This is a genomic window from Micropepsis pineolensis (assembly GCF_055392125.1).
Window position 1 is genome coordinate 1,066,840 of the sequence record NZ_AP042408.1, and the last position, 20,643, is coordinate 1,087,482.

General features: G+C 59.7%; 19 protein-coding genes and 1 riboswitch. Of the genes, 5 read left to right on the plus strand and 14 right to left on the minus strand.

Annotation, left to right across the window (positions count from 1 at the left end; all coding sequences use genetic code 11):
• Positions 1-83: 83 nt before the first annotated feature.
• Both ACZ5RI_RS04775 and ACZ5RI_RS04780 read left to right on the plus strand, forming a co-directional pair.
• Complete coding sequence (locus ACZ5RI_RS04775) at positions 84-305, plus strand: DUF2093 domain-containing protein (protein WP_464514968.1); 222 nt, start codon at positions 84-86, stop codon at positions 303-305.
• Positions 302-1,168, plus strand: coding sequence for a M23 family metallopeptidase (locus ACZ5RI_RS04780; RefSeq protein WP_464514969.1), 867 nt, complete (start codon positions 302-304; stop codon positions 1,166-1,168). The genes ACZ5RI_RS04775 and ACZ5RI_RS04780 overlap by 4 nt, the downstream gene beginning before the upstream one ends.
• Here the strand turns inward: ACZ5RI_RS04780 and ACZ5RI_RS04785 are convergent, their stop codons facing one another.
• The 14 genes from ACZ5RI_RS04785 to ubiA all read right to left on the minus strand — a co-directional run bounded on the left by ACZ5RI_RS04785 (position 1,169) and on the right by ubiA (position 17,487).
• Entirely contained in the window at positions 1,169-2,074 is a 906-nt protein-coding gene (locus ACZ5RI_RS04785) for a lysophospholipid acyltransferase family protein (RefSeq protein WP_464514970.1), read from the minus strand.
• Positions 2,074-3,066: a tetraacyldisaccharide 4'-kinase gene (gene lpxK, locus ACZ5RI_RS04790; RefSeq protein ID WP_464514971.1), complete on the minus strand. Its 993-nt coding sequence runs from the start codon at positions 3,064-3,066 to the stop codon at positions 2,074-2,076. Before lpxK ends, ACZ5RI_RS04785 begins: the two co-directional genes overlap by 1 nt.
• Entirely contained in the window at positions 3,053-4,333 is a 1,281-nt protein-coding gene (locus ACZ5RI_RS04795; protein WP_464514972.1) for a 3-deoxy-D-manno-octulosonic acid transferase, read from the minus strand. The genes lpxK and ACZ5RI_RS04795 overlap by 14 nt, the downstream gene beginning before the upstream one ends.
• Positions 4,330-6,153 (minus strand): ABC transporter ATP-binding protein, encoded by a 1,824-nt coding sequence (locus ACZ5RI_RS04800; protein WP_464514973.1) that lies wholly within the window; start codon positions 6,151-6,153, stop codon positions 4,330-4,332. Before ACZ5RI_RS04800 ends, ACZ5RI_RS04795 begins: the two co-directional genes overlap by 4 nt.
• A gap of 38 nt (positions 6,154-6,191) precedes the next feature.
• A complete protein-coding gene (locus tag ACZ5RI_RS04805; protein WP_464514974.1) occupies positions 6,192-6,425 on the minus strand; it encodes a DUF4170 domain-containing protein in 234 nt (77 codons plus the stop codon).
• Positions 6,422-7,234, minus strand: a complete 813-nt coding sequence (locus ACZ5RI_RS04810; RefSeq protein WP_464514975.1) for a 3'(2'),5'-bisphosphate nucleotidase CysQ — start codon at positions 7,232-7,234, stop codon at positions 6,422-6,424. Before ACZ5RI_RS04810 ends, ACZ5RI_RS04805 begins: the two co-directional genes overlap by 4 nt.
• Positions 7,221-8,561: a TldD/PmbA family protein gene (locus ACZ5RI_RS04815; protein ID WP_464515548.1), complete on the minus strand. Its 1,341-nt coding sequence runs from the start codon at positions 8,559-8,561 to the stop codon at positions 7,221-7,223. Before ACZ5RI_RS04815 ends, ACZ5RI_RS04810 begins: the two co-directional genes overlap by 14 nt.
• Before the next feature lie 355 nt (positions 8,562-8,916).
• Positions 8,917-9,906: an aspartyl protease family protein gene (locus ACZ5RI_RS04820; RefSeq protein WP_464514977.1), complete on the minus strand. Its 990-nt coding sequence runs from the start codon at positions 9,904-9,906 to the stop codon at positions 8,917-8,919.
• A 179-nt stretch (positions 9,907-10,085) separates the two neighbouring features.
• Complete coding sequence (locus ACZ5RI_RS04825; protein ID WP_464514978.1) at positions 10,086-11,021, minus strand: aspartyl protease family protein; 936 nt, start codon at positions 11,019-11,021, stop codon at positions 10,086-10,088.
• 71 nt (positions 11,022-11,092) lie between these two features.
• Positions 11,093-12,610 (minus strand): UbiD family decarboxylase, encoded by a 1,518-nt coding sequence (locus ACZ5RI_RS04830; RefSeq protein ID WP_464514979.1) that lies wholly within the window; start codon positions 12,608-12,610, stop codon positions 11,093-11,095.
• A gap of 104 nt (positions 12,611-12,714) precedes the next feature.
• Positions 12,715-14,184, minus strand: coding sequence for an amino acid permease (locus ACZ5RI_RS04835; protein WP_464514980.1), 1,470 nt, complete (start codon positions 14,182-14,184; stop codon positions 12,715-12,717).
• A gap of 33 nt (positions 14,185-14,217) precedes the next feature.
• Positions 14,218-15,708 carry an amino acid permease gene (locus tag ACZ5RI_RS04840; RefSeq protein ID WP_464514981.1) on the minus strand — a complete coding sequence of 497 codons (1,491 nt, stop codon included), beginning with the start codon at positions 15,706-15,708 and terminating at the stop codon, positions 14,218-14,220.
• Positions 15,709-15,866: 158 nt separating this feature from the next.
• Entirely contained in the window at positions 15,867-16,511 is a 645-nt protein-coding gene (locus tag ACZ5RI_RS04845) for a class I SAM-dependent methyltransferase (protein WP_464514982.1), read from the minus strand.
• Between the two features lie 22 nt (positions 16,512-16,533).
• Positions 16,534-17,487 (minus strand): 4-hydroxybenzoate octaprenyltransferase, encoded by a 954-nt coding sequence (gene ubiA, locus ACZ5RI_RS04850; RefSeq protein ID WP_464514983.1) that lies wholly within the window; start codon positions 17,485-17,487, stop codon positions 16,534-16,536.
• Between ubiA and ACZ5RI_RS04855 the strand changes: the two genes are divergently transcribed.
• The 3 genes from ACZ5RI_RS04855 (at position 17,476) to ACZ5RI_RS04865 (ending at position 20,606) form a co-directional block, all read left to right on the plus strand.
• Positions 17,476-18,258: a 16S rRNA (uracil(1498)-N(3))-methyltransferase gene (locus ACZ5RI_RS04855; RefSeq protein ID WP_464514984.1), complete on the plus strand. Its 783-nt coding sequence runs from the start codon at positions 17,476-17,478 to the stop codon at positions 18,256-18,258. The genes ubiA and ACZ5RI_RS04855 overlap by 12 nt on opposite strands.
• A 189-nt stretch (positions 18,259-18,447) precedes the next feature.
• Entirely contained in the window at positions 18,448-19,812 is a 1,365-nt protein-coding gene (locus ACZ5RI_RS04860) for a glutamate--cysteine ligase (RefSeq protein ID WP_464514985.1), read from the plus strand.
• A gap of 58 nt (positions 19,813-19,870) precedes the next feature.
• Positions 19,871-20,036, plus strand: a riboswitch (yybP-ykoY riboswitch).
• Between the two features lie 15 nt (positions 20,037-20,051).
• On the plus strand, positions 20,052-20,606 hold the full coding sequence (locus ACZ5RI_RS04865) for a manganese efflux pump MntP (protein WP_464515549.1): 555 nt from the start codon (positions 20,052-20,054) through the stop codon (positions 20,604-20,606).
• Positions 20,607-20,643 lie beyond the last annotated feature (37 nt).

The window sequence follows — 20,643 nt, forward strand, 5'->3', positions numbered from 1 at the left end:
GACGATGGCACTATGATGGGCCATGCCGGGCCCCTTTTGTGCCCCCGACCTTTCCATTTTACGGACCTTTGCACTTTAGAGCCATGAACCAGAGCCAAATCGAAACCACTGAGCAGCCCGCCGAACTCGAATATCTTGATGGCGATTACACCGTGATCCGCCCCGGCACCTATGTGACCTGCGCCGTGACCGGTATTCGCATACCGGTCGATGCCCTGCGCTATTGGAGCGCCGAACTGCAGGAACCCTATGCCAAAGCCTCCATCGCGCTAAAGCGGATGCAGGAAAAAGGCCTCACCCCTTGATCAGCCGCCGGGGGGTGCTGGGTGCCGCCTTGCTGCCCGCTGCGGCGGCGCTGTCGGGCTGCACCACTGTGCGTGTGACCCCGGTGGCCCCGGCACAGCCCCGGCTGACATTGCGCGGGTCTTTGCGGCAGGGCTCGCTTGTGGTGGGCACCGCGGCGGCGGCGTCGCACATTCTGTGGGGTGGCCAAAGTCTGCGGCCCGATCCGGCAGGCCGGTTTGCCTTCGCCCTGGCATGGGATGGCACGGCAGAACAGAGCCTACAGGTTCAATATGTGGATGGAACCGCCGAGGCGCGGGCGATTACCCCGCTCATCCAGACTTATGACATACAGCGCATTGATGGTCTGCCGGAGGACAAGGTCACACCCGATCCGGTGCTGATCGCCCGCATCAATCGCGAAAACGCGGCCATCATCGCGGTGCGCCTGATCGACAGTGATGAAGAAGGTTTTGTGCAAGCTTTTGAATGGCCTGCGCATGGCCCGGTCAGCGGTGTGTTTGGCAGTCAGCGTATCCTAAATGGCCAGCCGCGCGCCCCGCATTTCGGGGTTGATGTGGCGGTGCCGACCGGTACGCCCATTCATGCCCCGGCATCGGGCGTGGTGCGCTTTGCCGAAACCGGTCTGTTTCTGACCGGCGGCACCACGGTGATCGACCATGGCCATGGCGTCTCAACCACCTATTTCCATCAAAGCGCCATCGGGGTTGCGGTGGGCCAGTCTGTTGCCACCGGCGATGTTATCGGCGCGGTGGGGGCCACCGGGCGTGCCACCGGCCCGCATCTGCACTGGGCGATGAACTGGTTCGGCTTGCGGCTGGACCCGTCGCTCAACACCGTCACGCCGAAACCACCACTGGTGTGATTATTTCTGCTTTTTGGCTTCGGGCCAGCGGCGGTGAATCCACAGCCAATAGGCCGGTTTACGGCGAATATTGGCCTCGATCACCTTGGTGATCTCTGCCGTCAGCCGCACCATATCGGCATCGAAATCGCCGCTGGGGGTGAACTGCAGTTCCGGAAAAATATGGACGCGGAAATGTGCGCCTTTGGTCCGTTCACACCAGGCGGGCACCAGCGCCGCGCCCATACGCAGGGCGAGCGTCGCCGGAGCTGGGGTGGTCTTGGCGTCGCGGCCAAAGAACGGCACCAAAATGCCCTGACCGGTCTTCTGATCGGCGAGCAGAAAAATCGACTGACCCCGGCGCAGTGCGGTGAAAATCTGCCGGGTGCCGCGCGGGCCTTTTTCGATCTGTTCGGTGGGGCCAAGATAGCCGCGCTGGCGGGCGATCCAGCGATCCACATAGGGGTTGTTGGGGGCACGGAACACAATGCGCCCGTCATAGCCTTCCTGCTGCCCGGCAATGTGCAGCGCTTCCCAGTTGGCAAAATGCCCGGCGACAAACATCACGCCCTTGCCCTTGGCAATGGCGGCATGGCCGTTTTCGGCCCCGACCATCTCGACGCGTTCGCCCAGTTTGAATTTATCGAGATGCGGATATTCGGCGACCACGCGGCCCAGATTGTCGAACATCTCCAGCACGGTGGCGCGGTGCCAGGCTTCGTCCTTTTCGGGAAAGGCCGCGTGCAGGTTGCGGCGGGCGATTTTTGCCGGGGGCAGATGGATGAAGATATGGCGGCCGATCCAGCCGCCAAAGGCTGACGCGGCATCAATGCCAAGCACCTTGAAGATGCCCATCAGCAGAAAGAATCCGGCGGATTCTCCAAGATAACGGGCAGTTTGCAGCGGGGTAAGGGGGCGTTTTTCCATCAGGACGCTTTCTGGTGTGGCCACAGGCTGCCGATCAGACGTTCCACACTGGCCGGATCATCAAATTCTGCCTCGACCGGCAGAACCCGGATACCGTCGCGCTGATCTGGCGTCAGGCGGACATAGTCTTTGGCTGTGGTAATCAGCTGGGCACCACGCTCCCGCGCGGTCGCTTTCAGCGATGCAATTTCTGACGCGCTGTAGGTGTGGTGATCCGCAAAGCATTTGGCCCCGGCCAGTACGGCCCCCGCTGCCTCAAGCGAATGGAAGAATTTCTCCGGCAGACCGATCCCGGCAAAGCCGAACATTTTGGCTCCGTCGAGTTCCGGGCTATCGCTGGCGCGAATGTGGGCGCGCAAAACCGGGCCGCTAAAATGCGGTAGCAGGTGGGGCAGATCGACATCCGTCTCGCCGACCAGAATAACAGCATCGGCGCGTTTGAGGCCCTGCGTCACGCGTTCACGCAACGGACCTGCTGGCAGCACGCGGCCATTCCCGAACTGCTGCGCCGTGTCTATCACCACCAGCGACAAATCCTTGTGCAGGGAAAAATGCTGATGGCCGTCATCCATCACGATCGCCCCGGCCCCCAGCGCGGTGGCAAGATCCGCACCGGCGGCGCGGGTGTGGGCCACAATGGTTGGAGCCGTGGCGGCCAGCAGTAACGGCTCATCGCCGACATCCGCTGCAGTGTGCTCGGCCATCACACGTAACGGACCGGCGAGCCTGCCACCATACCCCCGGGTGACAAAAAACGGATTGTGCCCGCCGGTGCTGAGTATTCTGGCAAGGGCGATGCTGACCGGGGTTTTGCCGGTGCCCCCGGCGGTCAGATTGCCGACACAGATCACTGGTACGCTGGCGTGATGGGCTTTGGTACGTGCGGCTTTCAGTGCCACGGCGGCACTATAGAGCCAGCCCAGTGGCGTCAGGGCATCGCCGATGCGCCGTTCGCGCCAGCTGCGCCGTCGCCAGAAATCAGGTGCGTGCATGGTTGAGTATCTTCGCAACAAACTGTGCCGTGCGCTCCACCGCACCGCACAGGCTGGCAGCCCCGGCAGCGGCTTTTTCCCCCAACGCTTCCGCCGTGCTGGCGTCGGCGAGCAATGTGGCGGCAAGCGCGCTGATTTCACCTGCAGTACGCACCCGGCCAGTGCCTTGCGCCTTGAAGATGGCATCATAGGCTGGAATGAAATTATCCGTGTGCGGGCCGGACAGTACCGCCCGGCCTAGCTTCGCCGGTTCGAGCGGGTTCTGCCCGCCATGAGGGATCAGGCTGCCGCCGATAAAGGCAAACGGTGCCAAGCGATAGAACAGCCCAAGCTCGCCAATGGTATCGGCGATATAGATCGCGGTATCCGCGCTGATCGGATCATGGCGCGAACGTAAAGACGTGCGGCGGGTGGCGCACAGCGCGGCGATGTCGGCCCCGCGCTCGGGGTGGCGCGGCACAATGATGGTGAGGAGGTTGGGGAATTTTTTGGCCAGCAGATCGCGCGCCGGCAAAATGGTTTCTTCTTCGCCGCCATGGGTCTGCGCCGCCAGAAAAACCGGGCGGTTACCAAGGGCATTTTTCAGCGCTGCCAGCTTTTCGGCATTGGCTGGCAGCACAGGCGCATCGGCCTTTAAGCTGCCGGTGCACTGCACATCATGTGCGCCAAGTCCACGGAACCGTGCGGCGGCTTCGTCATCCTGGGCCAGTACGGCACTAAAGGCTCCGAACAGCGCCTTGGCCGAGGCCCTGGCCCGGCGCCAGCCTGCGAAAGATCGCGCCGACATCCGCCCGTTGATGATGGCAAGTGGTATGCCCTGCTCGCGGGTTTGCAGCACTAGGTTGGGCCAGGCATCGGAATCGACGAACAGGCCAAGATCCGGATGCCAGTGGCCGAGGAAACGGGCCACCGCCGCTGGGGTGTCGACCGGAACAAACTGGTGAAACGCTCCCTTGGGCAGGCGGCTGGCCATCACCGCGGCCGAGGTCACGGTACCGCTGGTGATCAGCACCTTGGCCCCGGTTCGGGCGATGATGGTATCGATCAGCGGCAGGGCCGCCATACATTCGCCGACGCTGGCACCGTGAATCCACACCAGCTGACCGGCCGGCCGGGGCAGAGTGCTGCGGCCAAGCCGTTCGCCTGCGCGGGTACCGCTTTCCTTGCCGCGCTTTAAGCGGCTGCGCAGCACCAGGGGCACGGCGGGAGTCAGAAGCCGGGTGGTGAAGCGATAGGCCGCCAGACCAAAGGGGAGTTTACGTCTCATTTGGCCTCCGTAGTGCTTTCGACATGATGGCGATAGAGCCGGGCATAGAGCCCACCTTCGGCCATCAGTTCGTCATGTGTGCCGGATTCGGCGACGCGGCCCTGATCGAGCACATAAAGCCGGTCGGCATCGATGACAGTGGTGAGGCGGTGCGCCACCACGATGGTGGTGCGGTTCTTCATCAAACGGGTCAGTGCATCCTGCACCAATCGTTCACTTTCATTGTCGAGCGCCGAAGTCGCTTCGTCGAGCAGCAGGATCGGTGCGTTGCGCAGCATGGCGCGTGCAATGGCAATGCGCTGGCGCTGGCCGCCCGACAATTTCAGGCCGCCTTCGCCGACGCGGGTGTCATACCCCCCCGGGCACTGCATAATGAAATCGTGGGCGGCGGCATCCTTTGCCGCCTGCATGATGTCGGCGTCGCTGGCCTCTAAGCGTCCCAGCGCGATATTGCTGCGGATGCTTTCGTCGAACAGAATGGGCTCCTGCGTCACCAGTGCGATCGACTGGCGTAAGGACGCCAGCGTGGTGTTGCGGATATCAACGCCATCAATGCGGATCGCGCCGCCATCGACATCGTAAAAACGCAAAAGCAGATTGAAAATGGTTGATTTTCCCGCACCTGACGGGCCGACCAATGCCACTTTCTGGCCGGGCTTGACCTCGATGGTGATGCCGTTAATCGCCGGATGTTCAGTTTCGCTATTGTAGCGGAACGAGACGTTATCAAAATGCACCGCGCCACCAGCCGGGGCCGGGGCAACCGTCAGTTCCTGAGCATGGGGCGTATCGACAATCTTCGGTGCGGCATCAATCATCGAGAACACACGGGTTGCCGCCGCCACGCCGGTCGAGGCAATCGGCCACAACTGGCTTAAAGTGCGTACCGGCTCCATCGCCAGCAGCAGCGCGCCCATGAAGGTGAAGAACTGTGACGCGTTCAGGGTGCCATGTGCGATGCGGTAAAAGGCGTAATAAAATGTCGCCGCCACCACGATGCCGGAAAAAATATCGGTCACTGGTACGGTCGATGCCCTGAGCCGCGCCAGCTTGATCAGCTGGGTCAGGCGGGTTGAAAGCCGCTGGCGGGCATTTTCGGTGGCATGCTCTTCCAGCCCATAGGCTTTGATGACGCGCCGCCCGTCAAGCGCTTCGGAAATCACCGTGGTGAGAAAGCCGGTTTCTTCCATGTTGCGCTTGGTGGTGCGCCGGATCGAGCCGCCTATGCGTTCCATCGCCCAGGCGACGCCCGGTACCGCAATGGCGATAAAGGCGGTCAGCTGCCAGTCGGTATAGACCATCAGGCCAAGCAGACCGATCAGGGTGATGAACTGCAGCGCAATGCCCGAAATCGACCGGGTGATCGCCTCGCGCATTAAGGTGGCGTCATAGAGAAAGTTCGAAACAAAGCTGCCCGAGTGCACGGCATTAAGCGCGGCTAGATCGCGGCGCACCAGCGAGCGGAACATATCGGCCTGGGCGGCGTTGACAACGCGTTCCCCCACCGTTTCGATACGCGATTGCTGGGTGTAATAGGCCCCCGCCCGAAGCCACAATGTGCCCAGGGCTGCCAGCGGTAATTGCCACAGGGGCTGGCCCGCCGGAAGCCCCGTTGCCGCGCCATGGCCCTGACAATACATGCCCAGCTGGTTGGCCACCGGCCCGAGCAATTTGGCCAGCAGCGTGGTGCTGCCAGCGGTGACGATCATCGCCCCGACCGCCAGTGCAACGGTGCCCTTCTGCTGTGACAGATAGGTGCGGACGATACGCCCGGCCACGGCGAAGGTGCCAGTATTCATACGGGCGGCGTTTTTGGGCATGCTGCCGGTTCTCGTTATCCAATGCCGATGGGGCGCCTTTACGGGGCGTCAGGATCCATCAGTTTGTGAATGTGCACGACGAAGTAGCGCATATGCGCATTGTCTACGCTGACATGCGCTTTGGCGCGCCAGGCTTCATAGGCGGATTTATAGTCAGGGTAAATCCCAACGATGTCGAGCTTCTTTAAATCCTTGAAATCTATCGCTTCCGGCGAGGTCAGTTCGCCGCCGAAAACCAGATGCAGGAGTTGTTTAGGCTCGACTTCGCTCATAGGTTTTCGCCTGCCAGTCCGGGTTCCACCTTCGAGGTGCGGGCAATAATCGCCCCTGTCAGGACATCATTGCCAGCAATCGCTGAAAGAATGATGACCGAGGGGTGATTGTAGCTTGGTTCTTCACCACGATGGTTGACCACACGTCCACCCGCCTCGCGCACAATCAGGTGGGCAGCGGCCAGATCCCAGTCGCATTTCGAGGTCAGGCTGATGGTGGCGTCAAAGGTTCCCGCCGCCACCAGCACCAGCCGATAGGCGGCTGAGCCGCGGTCTTCTTCGGCCATGGCGGGCCAGGGATCAAAATTCCACACCGGTCGGCCCGTCAGCTTGCTGCGGACCAGCATCTTGCAGCCCGCCAGTTCCTGACGCGTGCTGACATGGATGGGCTGACCGTTAAGGCGGGCACCCGATCCGGCTTCGGCGGCGTAATATTCATCCAGCAGCGGGTTATACACGGCCGCGACCACCGGCTGATGGTCTTCGACGATGGCCACGCAGATGGTGAAATGGGGTTTGCCGTCGATAATCGCCTGGGTGCCGTCGATCGGGTCGACGACAAACAGCTTCGTGGCCGAAAGCCGGGCCTGATCGTCGTCGTTTTCTTCCGACAGCCAGCCGTAATCAGGCCGTGCCGCGCGCAAATGTTCCTTGAGATAGGCGTTCACGGCCAGATCGGCTTCGCTCACCGGCGTGCCGTCGCCCTTCATCTTGAAGGCGTTTTCACCGGAAAAGAATTTCCGGGCGATTACCCCGGCGCCGCGGACGATTTCTTCCAGAAGGGCGGCGTCTTCTTTATGCTCCGGCAACGGTCATCTCCTCAATACGAACGGTCGGCGCATCGATCCCGTACAGGAAGGCGAGATCCGAGGCCGGCGTCAGGCTGGCATACATATCAATCAGGTTTCCGGCGATGGTCACTTCTGAAACCGGATAGCTGATCACGCCCTTTTCAATCCAGAAACCGGCTGCGCCGCGGCTGTAGTCACCGGTCACGGGGTTCACCCCCATGCCCATCAGCTCGACGACATAAAGTCCCTGATCGATATCGGCGATCAGCTTGCGGGCCGACACAGTACCAGCCTGCATATAGAAATTGGTGGCGCTGGGGCCGGGGGGGCCGCCGGTGCCACGGGCGGCGCGGCCATTGGTGGCGAGGCCCAGCTGGCGGGCGCTGGCGCAATCGAGGATCCAGCTGGTCAGGATGCCGTCTTCGATCGGTTTCAGCACCGCATTGGCAACGCCTTCGCCGTCGAATGGTTTCGAGCGCAAGCCGCGGCGAATATGGGGATCATCAATCAGGGTCACGCCAGGGGCAAAGACCCGCTGCCCCATCTTGCCCTTGAGGAAGCTGACATTGCGCGCAATCGCCGTGCCCGAGATGGCACCAAGAAAATGGCCGAGCAGGCTGTTCGACGCCCGTGGCGAAAACACCACCGGTACCGACTGGGATTTGACCTTACGGGGCTGCAGCCGGGCGATGGTGCGCTGGGCGGCGCGCAGGCCGACATTGTGGGGGGTGTCGAGATCGGCGGCAAAGCGGGCACTGGAAAAGTCGTAATCCCGCTCCATAGCATCGCCGGAACCGGCCAGCACCGAAACGCTGATACCGTGGCTCGAGCTGCCATAGCTGCCGAAAAAGCCAGTGCTGGTGGCCAGCGCGACATGGCTTTGCGAATAGCTGGCGCTGCCGCCTTCGGAATTGGTGATACCTTCTACCTCAAGGGCGGCTTCTTCGGTGGCGCGTGCCCGCTCGATCAGGGTGACAGCTGACGGCTCGTCCAAGTCGCACAGATCGAGTTCGGGCCACTCTTTGGCCAGCAATTCGACCGGGGCCAGGTGGGCAAAGGCGTCTTCCGGGGCCAGCCGGGCCATGGTCAGCGCCCGTTCGGGCAGGGCTGCCAGCGAATCGGGGCTCATATCGGTGGTCGAGACCGTGGCCACTTTCTGGCCGACAAAGACCCGAAGGCCCAGATCGGCAGCTTCGGACCGCTCCACTTCCTCGGTCTTGCCGAGGCGGTAGGAGACACCGGTCGAGACATTTTCGGCATAAAGGGCGTCAGCCCCGTCGGCACCGGCAGCTTTGGCGGCGGCGAGCAGTTGGGCCAGCAAATCTTGCGGGGTCAGCTTGGTCATGACGCTTTTTTGAACCGTCGCCGCCCGGAACGCAAGACGCCTTGCCTTATTGAGCCATAATGTTACGCGATCCGGGGGCTGCCCGGCAATTTCGACAGGAATGGTGAGCGGTGCGCCCTTGCCAAATGTCAGATCCACGGCCGTCAGCGCTCTGAGTGGCGGGCATTCCTGCTCAGCGCCCGCCTGGACGGCACCACACAGAAGTAATCCTGCCCCCAAGGGCATAGAAAATGCGGTTCCCCTGATTGCCCCCCCGCCATCGGCATGTCGTCCGGACTGTGTGTCCGCTGCCCCGTTGCGAGAACGCTGTGCAAGGAATAGTTGCCGTCAAGGGTGTTTCAATGGGTGTGCTGTTTCAGTGGGCGCTGGCCGGGGTGAGGTAAATCTTGTGGCTTTTGTAGTCGATATAAAAATGTAGCTGATTGAGGATGCTGGTGCCCAGGATTAGTTGCGGTTTCAGCGCGATGGCTTTGGCCAGCCGGTCACGGCTGCCGGGATAGATCATCACATGGGGATTTCGGATCTGTACCTCGCCCAGATCGAGAGACTGAAACGGGTAGCTGTATATCGTTTCGCCCGTACTGATTTTTGTATCTTCCGCCTTCAGCTTCTTCTTCTCGGCTGTGGACAGCATGGCATCGGCATCGTCGGACAACAGCAGTGAGGTGTAGGCACCTGTGTCGATGGTGACTTCAATATCATGCCCGTCCAGCTTCGCCGGGGCGATGATGTGCCACTCGGGGCTGGTCATGATGATGCGCCAGTCATTGTTTTGTGGCTGGCGGTTCATCTGAAAGTCCAGCTCGGCATGCGTCTGTGTCGTCCAGTGTACGATATGGGCCGGGCAATTGTTGGGCTGAAAAAGCGAAAGCTTGGCCGCTGCCGGGTCATATTCCACATCAAAAACGTGTAGGATTTCGCCGGAGATCAAGCCATCACTGTCCGGCGACACCATCGACGGGGTCATAACAAACAGGGCCATGTTGGGGATCGGTAGTCGGCCGATTTTCATTTCGTCGACATAGGCAACGATATCCGGTGACTCACCACTGACCAGATGGGTTATCTTTTTGGTCGACATATGAGCGGTTTTCAGTTTCAGCGCGGTGGCAGTTTCGGGCGTTACGGCGCTGTATATTCCTGCTGTGTCGATAACAAATTGCTTCGGCGTACCGTTGAGCAGAACCTGCACGGTTGGGCGCTGGGCATGATCCGGTGTGACATCGAGATAGGCCAGACGGTGCAGTTTGCAATCAGCCTCATCGGCGGCAGACGACGAAACGCACAGCACAAAAAATACCGCCGCGGCGGCAATACCTGCCCCGGCTCTCGATACACAAAACATAGAAACTCTCCCCAAGAGTATGTCAAAAACTATGTATGTGTGTTTTGTTAAACCGTGCCGTGCGGAGTGTCCAAGGAAAAGCTATTTCCAGATAGATTTTCTATCACCAGGCGGGCCTAAGCAGGGCCATTTTTCACTGATGGCCTCAACGACATCCTACGCCAAGCCTACTCTTTGCCTCATTTGGTCGATGCTGAGGTGAGGTAGACTTTTTTGTCTTTGTAAGAAATGTAGAGATGCAATTGACTAAGTACCGACATTCCCAAAATGAGTTCGGGTTTGGCTTTCTTCCAGTCCGGCGCGTTGCCTGTGAGAAGCATAATATCGGGATTATAGATAGTGACGTTGCCGATGCTCAGTGCTTGGAATGGGTACATGTAAGCTGGAGGTAATTTTTTAGCATCGGGATTGTGTTGCTTCCATATCTTTTTTGCCAAAGTTAGTCTGGTCTTATCTGCAATCATGAACGATGTAGTTGTCCCTGTATTAATAGTAACCCATATATCAATGCCGTCCAGCTTTGCCGGAATGGTGATGTGCCATTCCAAATTCTGCACCCCTTTGGGGAGTTTCTTAAAAGGCACCTCGCCGTAACTGCCCTGTGTCCAGTAGGCATGGCGTGCACCACAGGTGTCCGGTAGAAAGAGCGAAAATCGGGCGGCGGCAAAGTCAAATTCGTTGTCGAAGACATGCAGTATATCGCCGGAGATCTGGCCAGCTGAATTGCCGAAGCTCATGCTTTCTGGAATTACTGGCAGTGGTACCTGTGACAAGGTGATCGTGCCAATCGTCAGGTTCTCTGCAATCGCCATCTTTTGAGGGCGGTCCCCATTCACAAGTACCAGAGGAACTTTCGCTTGTTTTGTCCGGAGATTTGCACTTGAGACAGTTTCTGGTGTGACCATACTAAAAATGCCTGCAGTATCGATCAAAAACGTCTTTCTGTTTCCGTTGATATCGACTGGTATTGCCGGGCGACCAAGAGTGTCAGCATACATATCAAGATCGGCTTGACGGTGCAGCTGGCACGACGGTGTGACATCCTCAGCTCTGACCGCCACGGTTCCTGCAGCCAGAACGATTGCCGCCCAGCAGGTCAAATTTAACAGGCGCATGATGCAGGCCCCCAGCCTAGTATTTATCCACCCCAATATGAATTATAGGTAGATTAAGGGGAGAGGAAGATTTATTTCCAGATGGGTTTTCCGTCCCCGGGCAGGCCGAGGCGGGACCATTTTTCATTCACGGCCTCGATAACATTCCGGTCCATGGCGAGTTTGGTGCCCCATTCGCGGTGAACCTCCGGCACCATCTTGTTGGTGGCATCAAGCCCGATCTTCGAGCCCAGCCCGCTTTCGGGCGAGGCAAAGTCGAGATAATCAATCGGTGTGCCTTCAATCAAAGTGATATCACGGGCCGGGTCCATCCGGGTGGCAACCGCCCACATGACATCCTTCCAGTCGCGCACATGGATGTCGTCATCCACCACGATGACCCATTTGGTGTAGAGGAACTGGCGCAAATACGACCACACCCCCATCATGATGCGCTTGGCATGGCCGGGATAGGCTTTTTTGATCGACACAATGGCGATGCGATAGCTGCAGCCCTCGGGCGGCAGCCAGAAATCGACGATCTCGGGGAACTGCTGCTGGATCAGCGGAATAAACATCTCGTTGAGCGCCGCCCCCATTATCGATGGTTCGTCGGGGGCGCGGCCAGTGAAGGTGCTTAAATAGATCGGGTCCTTGCGCATGGTGACCGCGGTCACGGTGAAGACCGGGAAACGCTCGACCGCATTGTAATAACCGGTGTGGTCGCCATAGGGGCCTTCTTCGGCCAGCACCTCATCCGACACGGTGCCTTCCAGAATAATTTCGGCTTCGGCAGGCACCTGCAAGGGTTGGGTCAGGCAATCGGCCAGTTCGACCCGTGCGCCCCGGATCAGCCCGGCGAACTGATATTCCGACAGGGTTTCCGGCACCGGCGTTACCGCGGCCAGAATGGTGCCGGGATCGGCCCCCAGCGCCACCGCCACCGGCATTGGTCCGCTATGGTTTTCTTTCCAGCGGGCAAAGGCCTGCGCCCCGCCGCGATGGGCCAGCCACCGCATCACGGTCTGGTTCCGGTTCAGCACCTGCATACGATAGACGCCGAGATTGACGGGCTCGCTCTCGTCGGCGGGGGTAATCACCAGCGGCCAGCTGATCAGCGGGGCGGGTTCGCCCGGCCAGCAGCCCTGAATCGGCAGGCGGCCCAGATCAATCTCGTCCCCTTTAAGCACAATCTGCTGGCAGGGGGCGCGGCCCACAGTTTTGGGCCGCATTGCCAGCGCGGTCTTTGCCATCGGCCACATTTCAATGGCTTCGCCAAAGCCCTTGGGCGGTTTGGGCTGGCGCATTTCGGCCAGCATCTCGCCGACCTCGCGCAGGCTGGCGGCGGTTTCGCGCGCTTTGCCGCCAAAGGTGACCCCCATGGCCACACGCCTGACCGTGCCGAACAGATTGGTCAGCACCGGGATTGGGCTGATGGTGCCATCGGGCAGCACCGGTTTTTCGAATAACAGCGCCGGGCCGTCACTGGCCAGCACACGGGTCTGTATTTCGGTCATCTCAAGATGGGTGGCGACCGGCTCGGCGATGCGGACCAGCTCGCCGGCCTCTTGCAGCGTGGTGATAAAATCCCGCAAGGAACGGTAGCTCATGCCCATCTCCCGGTTTGTGTCGATCCTGTTTACACCGCCCAGACCTAAAAACTAAGGGGGCTTTTGGCCCCCCTTAAAGTATCAGACGAAGATGCTTTGACGGCTCATTCCTCGTTCTTGACTTGCCACTTGGACGGGGCGGCATGGCGGAAGCCATAGGCGAAATAGATCGCTACACCGATCACGGTCCAGATCACCAGACGGCTTAGCGTGTCCGGCGAGGAGAAGAACAGGCTGACCATCATCCCGGCGCAGACAAAGGTGCCGAGCGGGGCAATAACCCAGACGAAGGGGATGCGGAAGCTGCGGCGGGCCTTGGGCGCGGTAACGCGCAGGATCATAACGCCGACACAGACTGCGATGAAGGCCAGCAAGGTGCCGACCGAGACCAGCTCGGCCAGAATGTCGAGCGGGAAAATCGCCGCCAGCAGCGCAGCAAAGGCACTGGTGATGATGGTGCCGTAATAGGGGGTGCGATAGCGGCGATGAACTCTGGCGAATGCCGGCGGCAGAAAGCCGTCACGCGCCATGGCGTAGAAGATGCGCGACTGACCATAGAGCGAAACAAAGGTCACTGACGCCAGCCCGACGATGGCACCGACATCGATCGGCAGCACCAGCCAGTGCAGGCCCGGAATCTTGTTGATGGCATAGGAAACCGGATTGGCGACATCCAGCTGATGCCAGTCGGAAATGCCGGTCAGCACAAGCGCCATCAGCATGTACAGAATGGTGCAGATGAACAGCGAGCCCAGAATGCCGATGGGGATGTCGCGGCGCGGGTTTTTGGCTTCCTGTGCCGCGACGGATACCGCTTCAAACCCGACAAACGAGAAGAAGATGATGCCCGATGCGGCCAGCACGCCCGACAGCCCGAAATGGCCCCAGTGGCCAGTATTGGGCGGGATGAAGGGGGTCAGGTGTTCGGAGCGGACATAGCCCAGCCCGAAGCAGATCACCAGCAGCACGACACCGACCTTGATGAAGACCATGATGTCGTTGAAGCGCGAGGATTCCTTGACCCCGGTGAGCAGAAACGCCGTCAGCGCAAAAATCAGCGCCACCGCTGGCAGGTTGATGATGGCGCCAGTGAAGTGCAACGCCTCCAGCCCGGTTCCGGCTAAGGGGGCGTTGGTGAATTCGGGCGGAATGACCAGTCCGAAATGGCTTAAGAAACTGACGAAATAACCCGACCAGCCCGCCGCCACGGTCGAACCCGATGCCAGATATTCCAGCACCATGTTCCAGCCGATGAACCAGGCCATGAACCGGCCCATGGTGGCATAGGCATAGGTGTAAGAACTGCCCGATTCCGGGATCATCGAGGCAAATTCGGCATAGCACAGCCCCGCCAGCAGGCAGCCAAAGGCGGCAATGGCAAAGGAAAGCAGAACCGCCGGACCGGCATGTTGGGCGGCGGCGGTCCCTGCCACCACGAAAATACCGGCCCCAATGACCGAACCGATCCCGATCATGATCAGACTGACCGGGCCAAGTGCCCGGTGCAGACTGAGTTCGTTGGCAACGACAGGATCGGGCTGGGTTAAATCACCCGCTTCATCGGTATTAGCCATTACTCGGCTCTTTTCACGCTATGAGTGTTGAGGTTATTCGGCGGCATCTTCTTTGAGCGACCAGCGCGGGGCTTTGACGTGACGCCGGCTGTAGGCGAAATAAATGATTACGCCGATGATGGTCCACACCACCAGACGTAGCCATGTATCAATCGGCAGCCAGTACATCATCGCACTGCAAGTCACAATGCCGCCCGGTGCCACTAACCAGACCAGCGGGGTACGGAAAGGGCGGGTCAGCTCGGGTCTGGAGATGCGCAAAATCATCACACCCAGGCAGACGATAACAAAGGCGAGCAGCGTGCCGATCGAAACCAGTTCGCCCAGGATGTCGATGGGGAACAGCCCGGCCAGAAAGGCGCAGAAAATGCTGGTGACGATCGAGCTTTTCCACGGTGTGCGGTATTTGGGGTGAATTTCGCCGAACAGCTTCGGGATCATCCCGTCACGCGCCATGGCGTAGAAAATGCGCGACTGGCCCATCAACAGCACCAGCACCACCGAGGCCAGGCCGACAATGGCACCGACATTGACGAAGGGGGCCAGCCACGCCGTGGCGGGCAGGGATTCCACTGCCATGGCCACCGGGTGGGGCACGTCGAGGTCTTTGTAGTTGGCGATGCCGGTCAGCACATAGGCCATGATCATATAGAGCACGGTGCACAGCACCAGCGAGCCGAGAATGCCGAGCGGTACGTCGCGCTGCGGATTTTTGGCCTCCTGTGCGGCAACCGAAACCGCATCAAAACCGATATAGGCGAAGAAGATCACGCCGGTGGCGCGCAACACGCCCGACCAGCCGAAGCTACCCCACTGCCCGGTATTGGCCGGGATGAAAGGGGTGTGGTTGGCGGCGACGACATGGGGCAGGCCAACGGCAATGACCAAAAGTACGATGACCAGTTTCAGCGCCACCATGGCGTTGTTGAATTTGGCCGATTGTTTGACGCCGGTGATCAGCACCACGGTCATCGCCAAAACCAGCAGCACAGCCGGTAAATTGATGAAATTGCCGGTGAAACCGATATGGGCGGCAGCCTGCACGGCGCTGATGCCGGGCTGATAGGTCGAGCAGTGCGGGTCGGTGGCAACGCAGAGGGGGGCGGCTGACAGGTGCTGCGGCAGGGCAAGACCTACCGAGCGCAGGAAGTCGTTGAAATAGCCCGACCAGCCAACCGCAACGGTGGCACCCGACGCCAGATATTCCAGCACCAGGTTCCAACCGATGAACCAAGCCATGAAGCGGCCCATGGTGGCGTAGGTGTAGGTATAGGCGCTGCCCGCCACCGGGATCATCGAGGCGTATTCGGCGTAGCACAGTCCGGCAAACAGGCAGCCGATCCCGGCGATGGCAAACGAAAACACCACGGCAGGACCGGCAAAACTGGCAGCGGCATGGCCGGTGATTACAAAAATACCAGCCCCGATCACGGCGCCGATGCCCAAAGCGATGAGGTGGATTGGCCCCAATGCCCGCTTCAGGTCATGTTGTTCGGCTTCCGGATCCTCGATAATACCCGCCATACTCTTTACCCCTTTGCACCCTTTTTAAGCGCTGCCACATTTGCGATTCTGCTCATCGGAAAGGCAGGCCTGAAAAAAAGGCATAGTGGCGAAATTTTACTGCGCTGCCAACTGTAAAATCAGGACAGGATGCGGCTTTTGTGACGCGGAAATTGTGCTTATTCCCGCAAGAGGCGAAACACGCCGGTTTGCCGCACGTCACGGTCTTCCAGGTCGCGCGGTGTTGCTACGGTATAGTCGGCCAGCTTCTCGACGCCGACCTTTGGAAAATAATTACGACCGGGATCCCCGATCAGCACCGTGGTCCCCTTGGCGACTTCTCCGCGCAACCAGTGCAGCAGGCTTTCAGCCAGTGGCCTCTCGTAACACATGTCGCCGACAAGGATGACCTGCCAGCCGCTTTGGCCGATGACATTGTCAGCGGTGGTAATGGTGGTGACCGTGTTGAGGCGGCTGTTGGCGTCGGTCGCGGCATCCGCAAAGGGATCAATATCCGCGCACAGCACCTTTGCCGCACCGACTTTGGCCGTAGCGATACCGATCAGGCCCGAGCCAGCACCAAAATCGAGCACGTTTTTGCCAGCAACAATATCCGCATGGTCGAGCAGATAGCGTGCCAGCGCCTGCCCCCCCGCCCAGGCAAAGGCCCAATAGGGTGGTGGCGGGTTGGTTATGCCAGTTTCGGTTTCGATCTGACGCCACAGTGGGATGACCTCGGTCGCCAGATGCAGGCGAATTTCCGGTACCAGCGGTGGGGTGCCGATGGATGTGTTTTCTTCAATGAAACGCGCATAATTCATCATCACCGCCACTTTATCCTTGCCGCTATCCGATCCAGGTCGATAGCGCCAGGGCTATGGCGATCAGCGCTCCAGTATCACGGTTGGCCCGGAACAGCTTCAGGCAAAGCGCGGGATTGTCAATGTCGAGCTGTCGTTGTTGCCATAACAGATGGCCCCCGGCAGCCAGCATCACGACAATAAAGGGCCAGCCGATATGTTCGGTAAAGCCTGCGGCCAGGATCAGCATGAAGGCACCAGCATAGAAACCCAGTATCCACTGCGGGCTGGCGCTGCCCAGTCGGCGGGCGGTGGATCGGACACCGATCAGGGCATCATATTCCTTGTCCTGATGGGCGTAGATGGTGTCATAGCCCAGCGTCCAGAAGAACAGCCCGGCATAGAGATAAAGCGCGGCGACATCGAGCTGTTCGGTTACCGCGGCAAAGCCGAGCAGCGCACCCCAGTTGAAGGTCAGCCCAAGCCAGGCCTGTGGCCACCAGGTGATGCGCTTCATGAATGGATAGGCCGCCACCAGCACCAGCGAGCCGATGCCAAGCCAGATGGCGGTGCGGTTGAATTGCAGCAGGATGGCCAGACCAATCAGACACAGCAGACCGACAAACGCCAACGCCTTTTTGACACTAACCGCGCCCGAGGGAATGGGCCGGGCTGCGGTGCGGGCCACCGCGCCGTCAATATCGCGATCCACAACGTCGTTATAGGCACAACCGGCCCCGCGCATGACGATGGCGCCGACTGCCATCAGCAGCAGATACCAGATATCCTTAAGCTCGCCGAAGGGGCGGCTTTGGGCGGCCGCCCCCAGGGCCAGACCGAAAACGCAGGGCCAGAACAACAGCCAGGTTCCGATCGGCCGGTCCAGCCGCATCAGCCGCAGATAGGGTTGCCATGGCTTTGGCATGCGTTCGACCCAGCTCTGGCTGACAGCGTCAGCCGGGATCGTGGGGGAAATTGGGGCTTGCGAGTGGTCGGACATTGTTTCCATAGTGTGGATATGGCCAAGGAACTGACGGAACCGGGCGGGAAAACCCGCCTTTATGTCGAATCGGATCTTATGGGCGGGGCTGAGGTTACTCTGTCCGACGCCCAGACGCATTATCTTCTGCACGTGCTCCGGGCAGTGACCGGTGATCGGGTCAGTCTGTTCAATGGCCGTGATGGCGAATGGCTGGCGGAAATACGCACCATTACAAAGCGTGGTTGTGTGCTGGATCCTCTGCAGCAGACCCTGGCGCAATCCGGCGTACCCGATCTGTGGCTGGTATTTGCGCCGATCAAGAAAACTCCGGCGGATTATCTGACCCAGAAGGCGGCCGAGCTGGGCGTTGCGGTTCTGCAACCGATGATGACCCGGCGCACCATTGTCAGCCGCATCAATGTCGAGCGGATGACCGCCAACGCGATCGAGGCCGCCGAGCAATCCGGTCGGGTTTCGGTGCCCGTGGTGCGCGAAGCGGCGGATTTTGACAAGCTGCTGGCGCACTGGCCTGAAGACCGGCAGATTTTATTTTGCGACGAAGGCGGCGATGCGGCACCGATTGCGGCCGCGCTGGCCAAGGCTGCTGGTGCTCCCCGCCGCTGGGCGGTGTTTATCGGCCCTGAAGGCGGGTTTGACCCGGCCGAACGGGCGGCGCTTCGGGCCTTACCCTTCGTCACAGCGGTGACATTGGGACCCCGTATTTTGCGGGCCGACACGGCCGGGTTGGCAGCCCTTGCGGTTTGGCAGTCGGTTATGGGCGATTGGTGACTTGTTAACGGGCGGTTCTATCCCTACATAGGACAAAGTAATTTAGTCGAATTTACACATACTCTGTGTGGGTATGGCGCGCGACCAGAAGAGAAAAGTAGATTTTTTCCCTTTTGAGTGGTGCGAAAATGATATTGAGAGCGATGCCCGGCCCGGCGCGACCGGCGTTGGTTCCTGTCTGGAGGTCTTATGTCCATACCCCAATCCGCCGGTGGTCTGATCGAATCCCGTGATGATCTGGTGCGCTATCTTGCGTCGGGCAGCCGTGCGCCGGAAAATTTCCGCATCGGCACCGAGCACGAAAAATTCGTTTATGACCGCAAGACCTATCTGCCGCTGGAATATGAAGGCATGCCGGGTATCCGGGCGTTGCTGGAAGGTATGCGCGTCTATGGCTGGGAGCCGGTGCGGGAAGGCGAGAATATCATCGGCCTGACGCAGAACGGCGCGTCGATCAGTCTGGAACCGGGCGGGCAATTCGAGCTTTCCGGTGCGCCGCTGAAAAGCATTCATGAAACCTGCAAGGAAGTGCATACCCATCAACAGCAGGTCAAAGAGGTTGCCGAAAAGATCGGTATCGGGGCGATTGGTCTGGGCTATGCGCCGGACTGGCGGCTCGATCAGATGCCGTGGATGCCCAAGGGCCGCTACGCCATCATGCGCGATTACATGCCCAAGGTCGGTGGCTATGGTCACGAGATGATGCAGCGTACCTGCACCATTCAGGTCAATCTCGATTTTTCGTCTGAAGCCGACATGGTGAAAAAGTTCCGCGTCGGACTGGCGTTGCAGCCGGTGGCGACCGCCTTGTTCGCCAACTCGCCGTTCCGCGAAGGTAAGGACAGTGGCTTCTTATCCTATCGCGCCCATATCTGGACCGATGTCGATAACGAACGGGCCGGGATGCTGCCCTTTGCTTTCGAGGATGGTTTTGGTTTCGAGCGCTATGTCGATTACGTGCTCGATGTGCCGATGTATTTCGTCTATCGCGACGGCAAATATATTGACGTTTCCGGCAAAAGCTTCCGCGATTTCCTCGATCACAAAATTCCTGAGGTGAAGGACATTGTGCCGTCGATGGCCGACTGGGCTGATCACCTCACCACCATTTTTCCCGAAGTGCGTTTAAAGAAGTTTCTTGAAATGCGCGGGGCGGATGGTGGTTCGTGGCGCACGGTCTGCCGCCTGCCCGCATTGTGGACTGGTATTTACTATGATCAGGCCGCGCTGGATGCCGCGTGGGATCTGGTCAAGGACTGGACGGCGGAAGAACGTCAGGCCATGCGGGATTCTGTGGCACGTCTTGGGTTTAAGACACCGTTCCGTGGGGGCAGTTTGCGGGATATCGCCCAGCAGATGCTGGAGATTTCGGCTGGCGGTTTGCGCCGTCGGGCCGTGGTTGGCCCTCAGGGCAATACCGAGGAGACATTCTTGGATTCCCTGTTCGAGATGGTTGAACGCGGTCAGACCCGGGCCGAGATGCTGCTGGAGAAATTCCACGGTGCCTGGAAGCATTGCCCGAGCTGTATGTTCAAAGAGTATGATTTTCTTTAACCATCCCATTACCCTGGACGGCTGTGGGGATTTGACAGCCCCCGGCCGTCTGATTAAAACCCAAGCTATCGGGGAGTAGCCACCGCATTTGTGATATGCGGGGTCGCGTCAACATCCTTATGCCTTGCGGCATATGGCGCGATCAGCCGAAAGGCCCGGCCAGACCGTGGTGCATGCCCTTGCCCGGACAAGGGGGTGGTGCACCCGGTCGGTTTGTCCGCATTTTAAGTTTGGCGATGATGTCCCCCCTTACCATCACGGTTCTGGCGCTCAGTTTGTCGGTCGATGCTTTTGCGGTATCCGTGGGCCGCGGTGCGGCGCTGGGTCGTCCACGATTGCAGGAAGCCTTGCGCACCGGTGCGGTTTTCGGGCTGGTCGAAGCGGTAACGCCGCTGATCGGCTGGGCTGCCGGGGTGGCGGCCAGCACCTTTGTCAGTGCCATCGACCACTGGATTGCGTTTGCGTTGCTTGCCGCGGTCGGTCTGCACATGATTTACGAGGCCATCGCTGACGGACCGGAAAAGTCTGCCAAAGGCAGTTCTTTGGCGGTTCTGCTGGTCACTGCGGTTGGTACCAGCCTCGATTCCATGGCGGTGGGCGTTTCGCTGGCGCTGCTTCAGGTCAACATTATCGTTATTGCCTGCACCATCGGTCTGACGACTTTTCTGATGTCGTCGGGTGGGATGCTGATTGGCCGACTGATTGGGGCCAAATTCGGCCGCTTTGCTGAAATCGCCGCTGGTATCGCGCTGACAGGGCTGGGCGTGATGATCCTGTGGCAGCATCTGGGCTGAAAATGACCCTATCGCTTGTCTGGGGCTATGCGCCTGC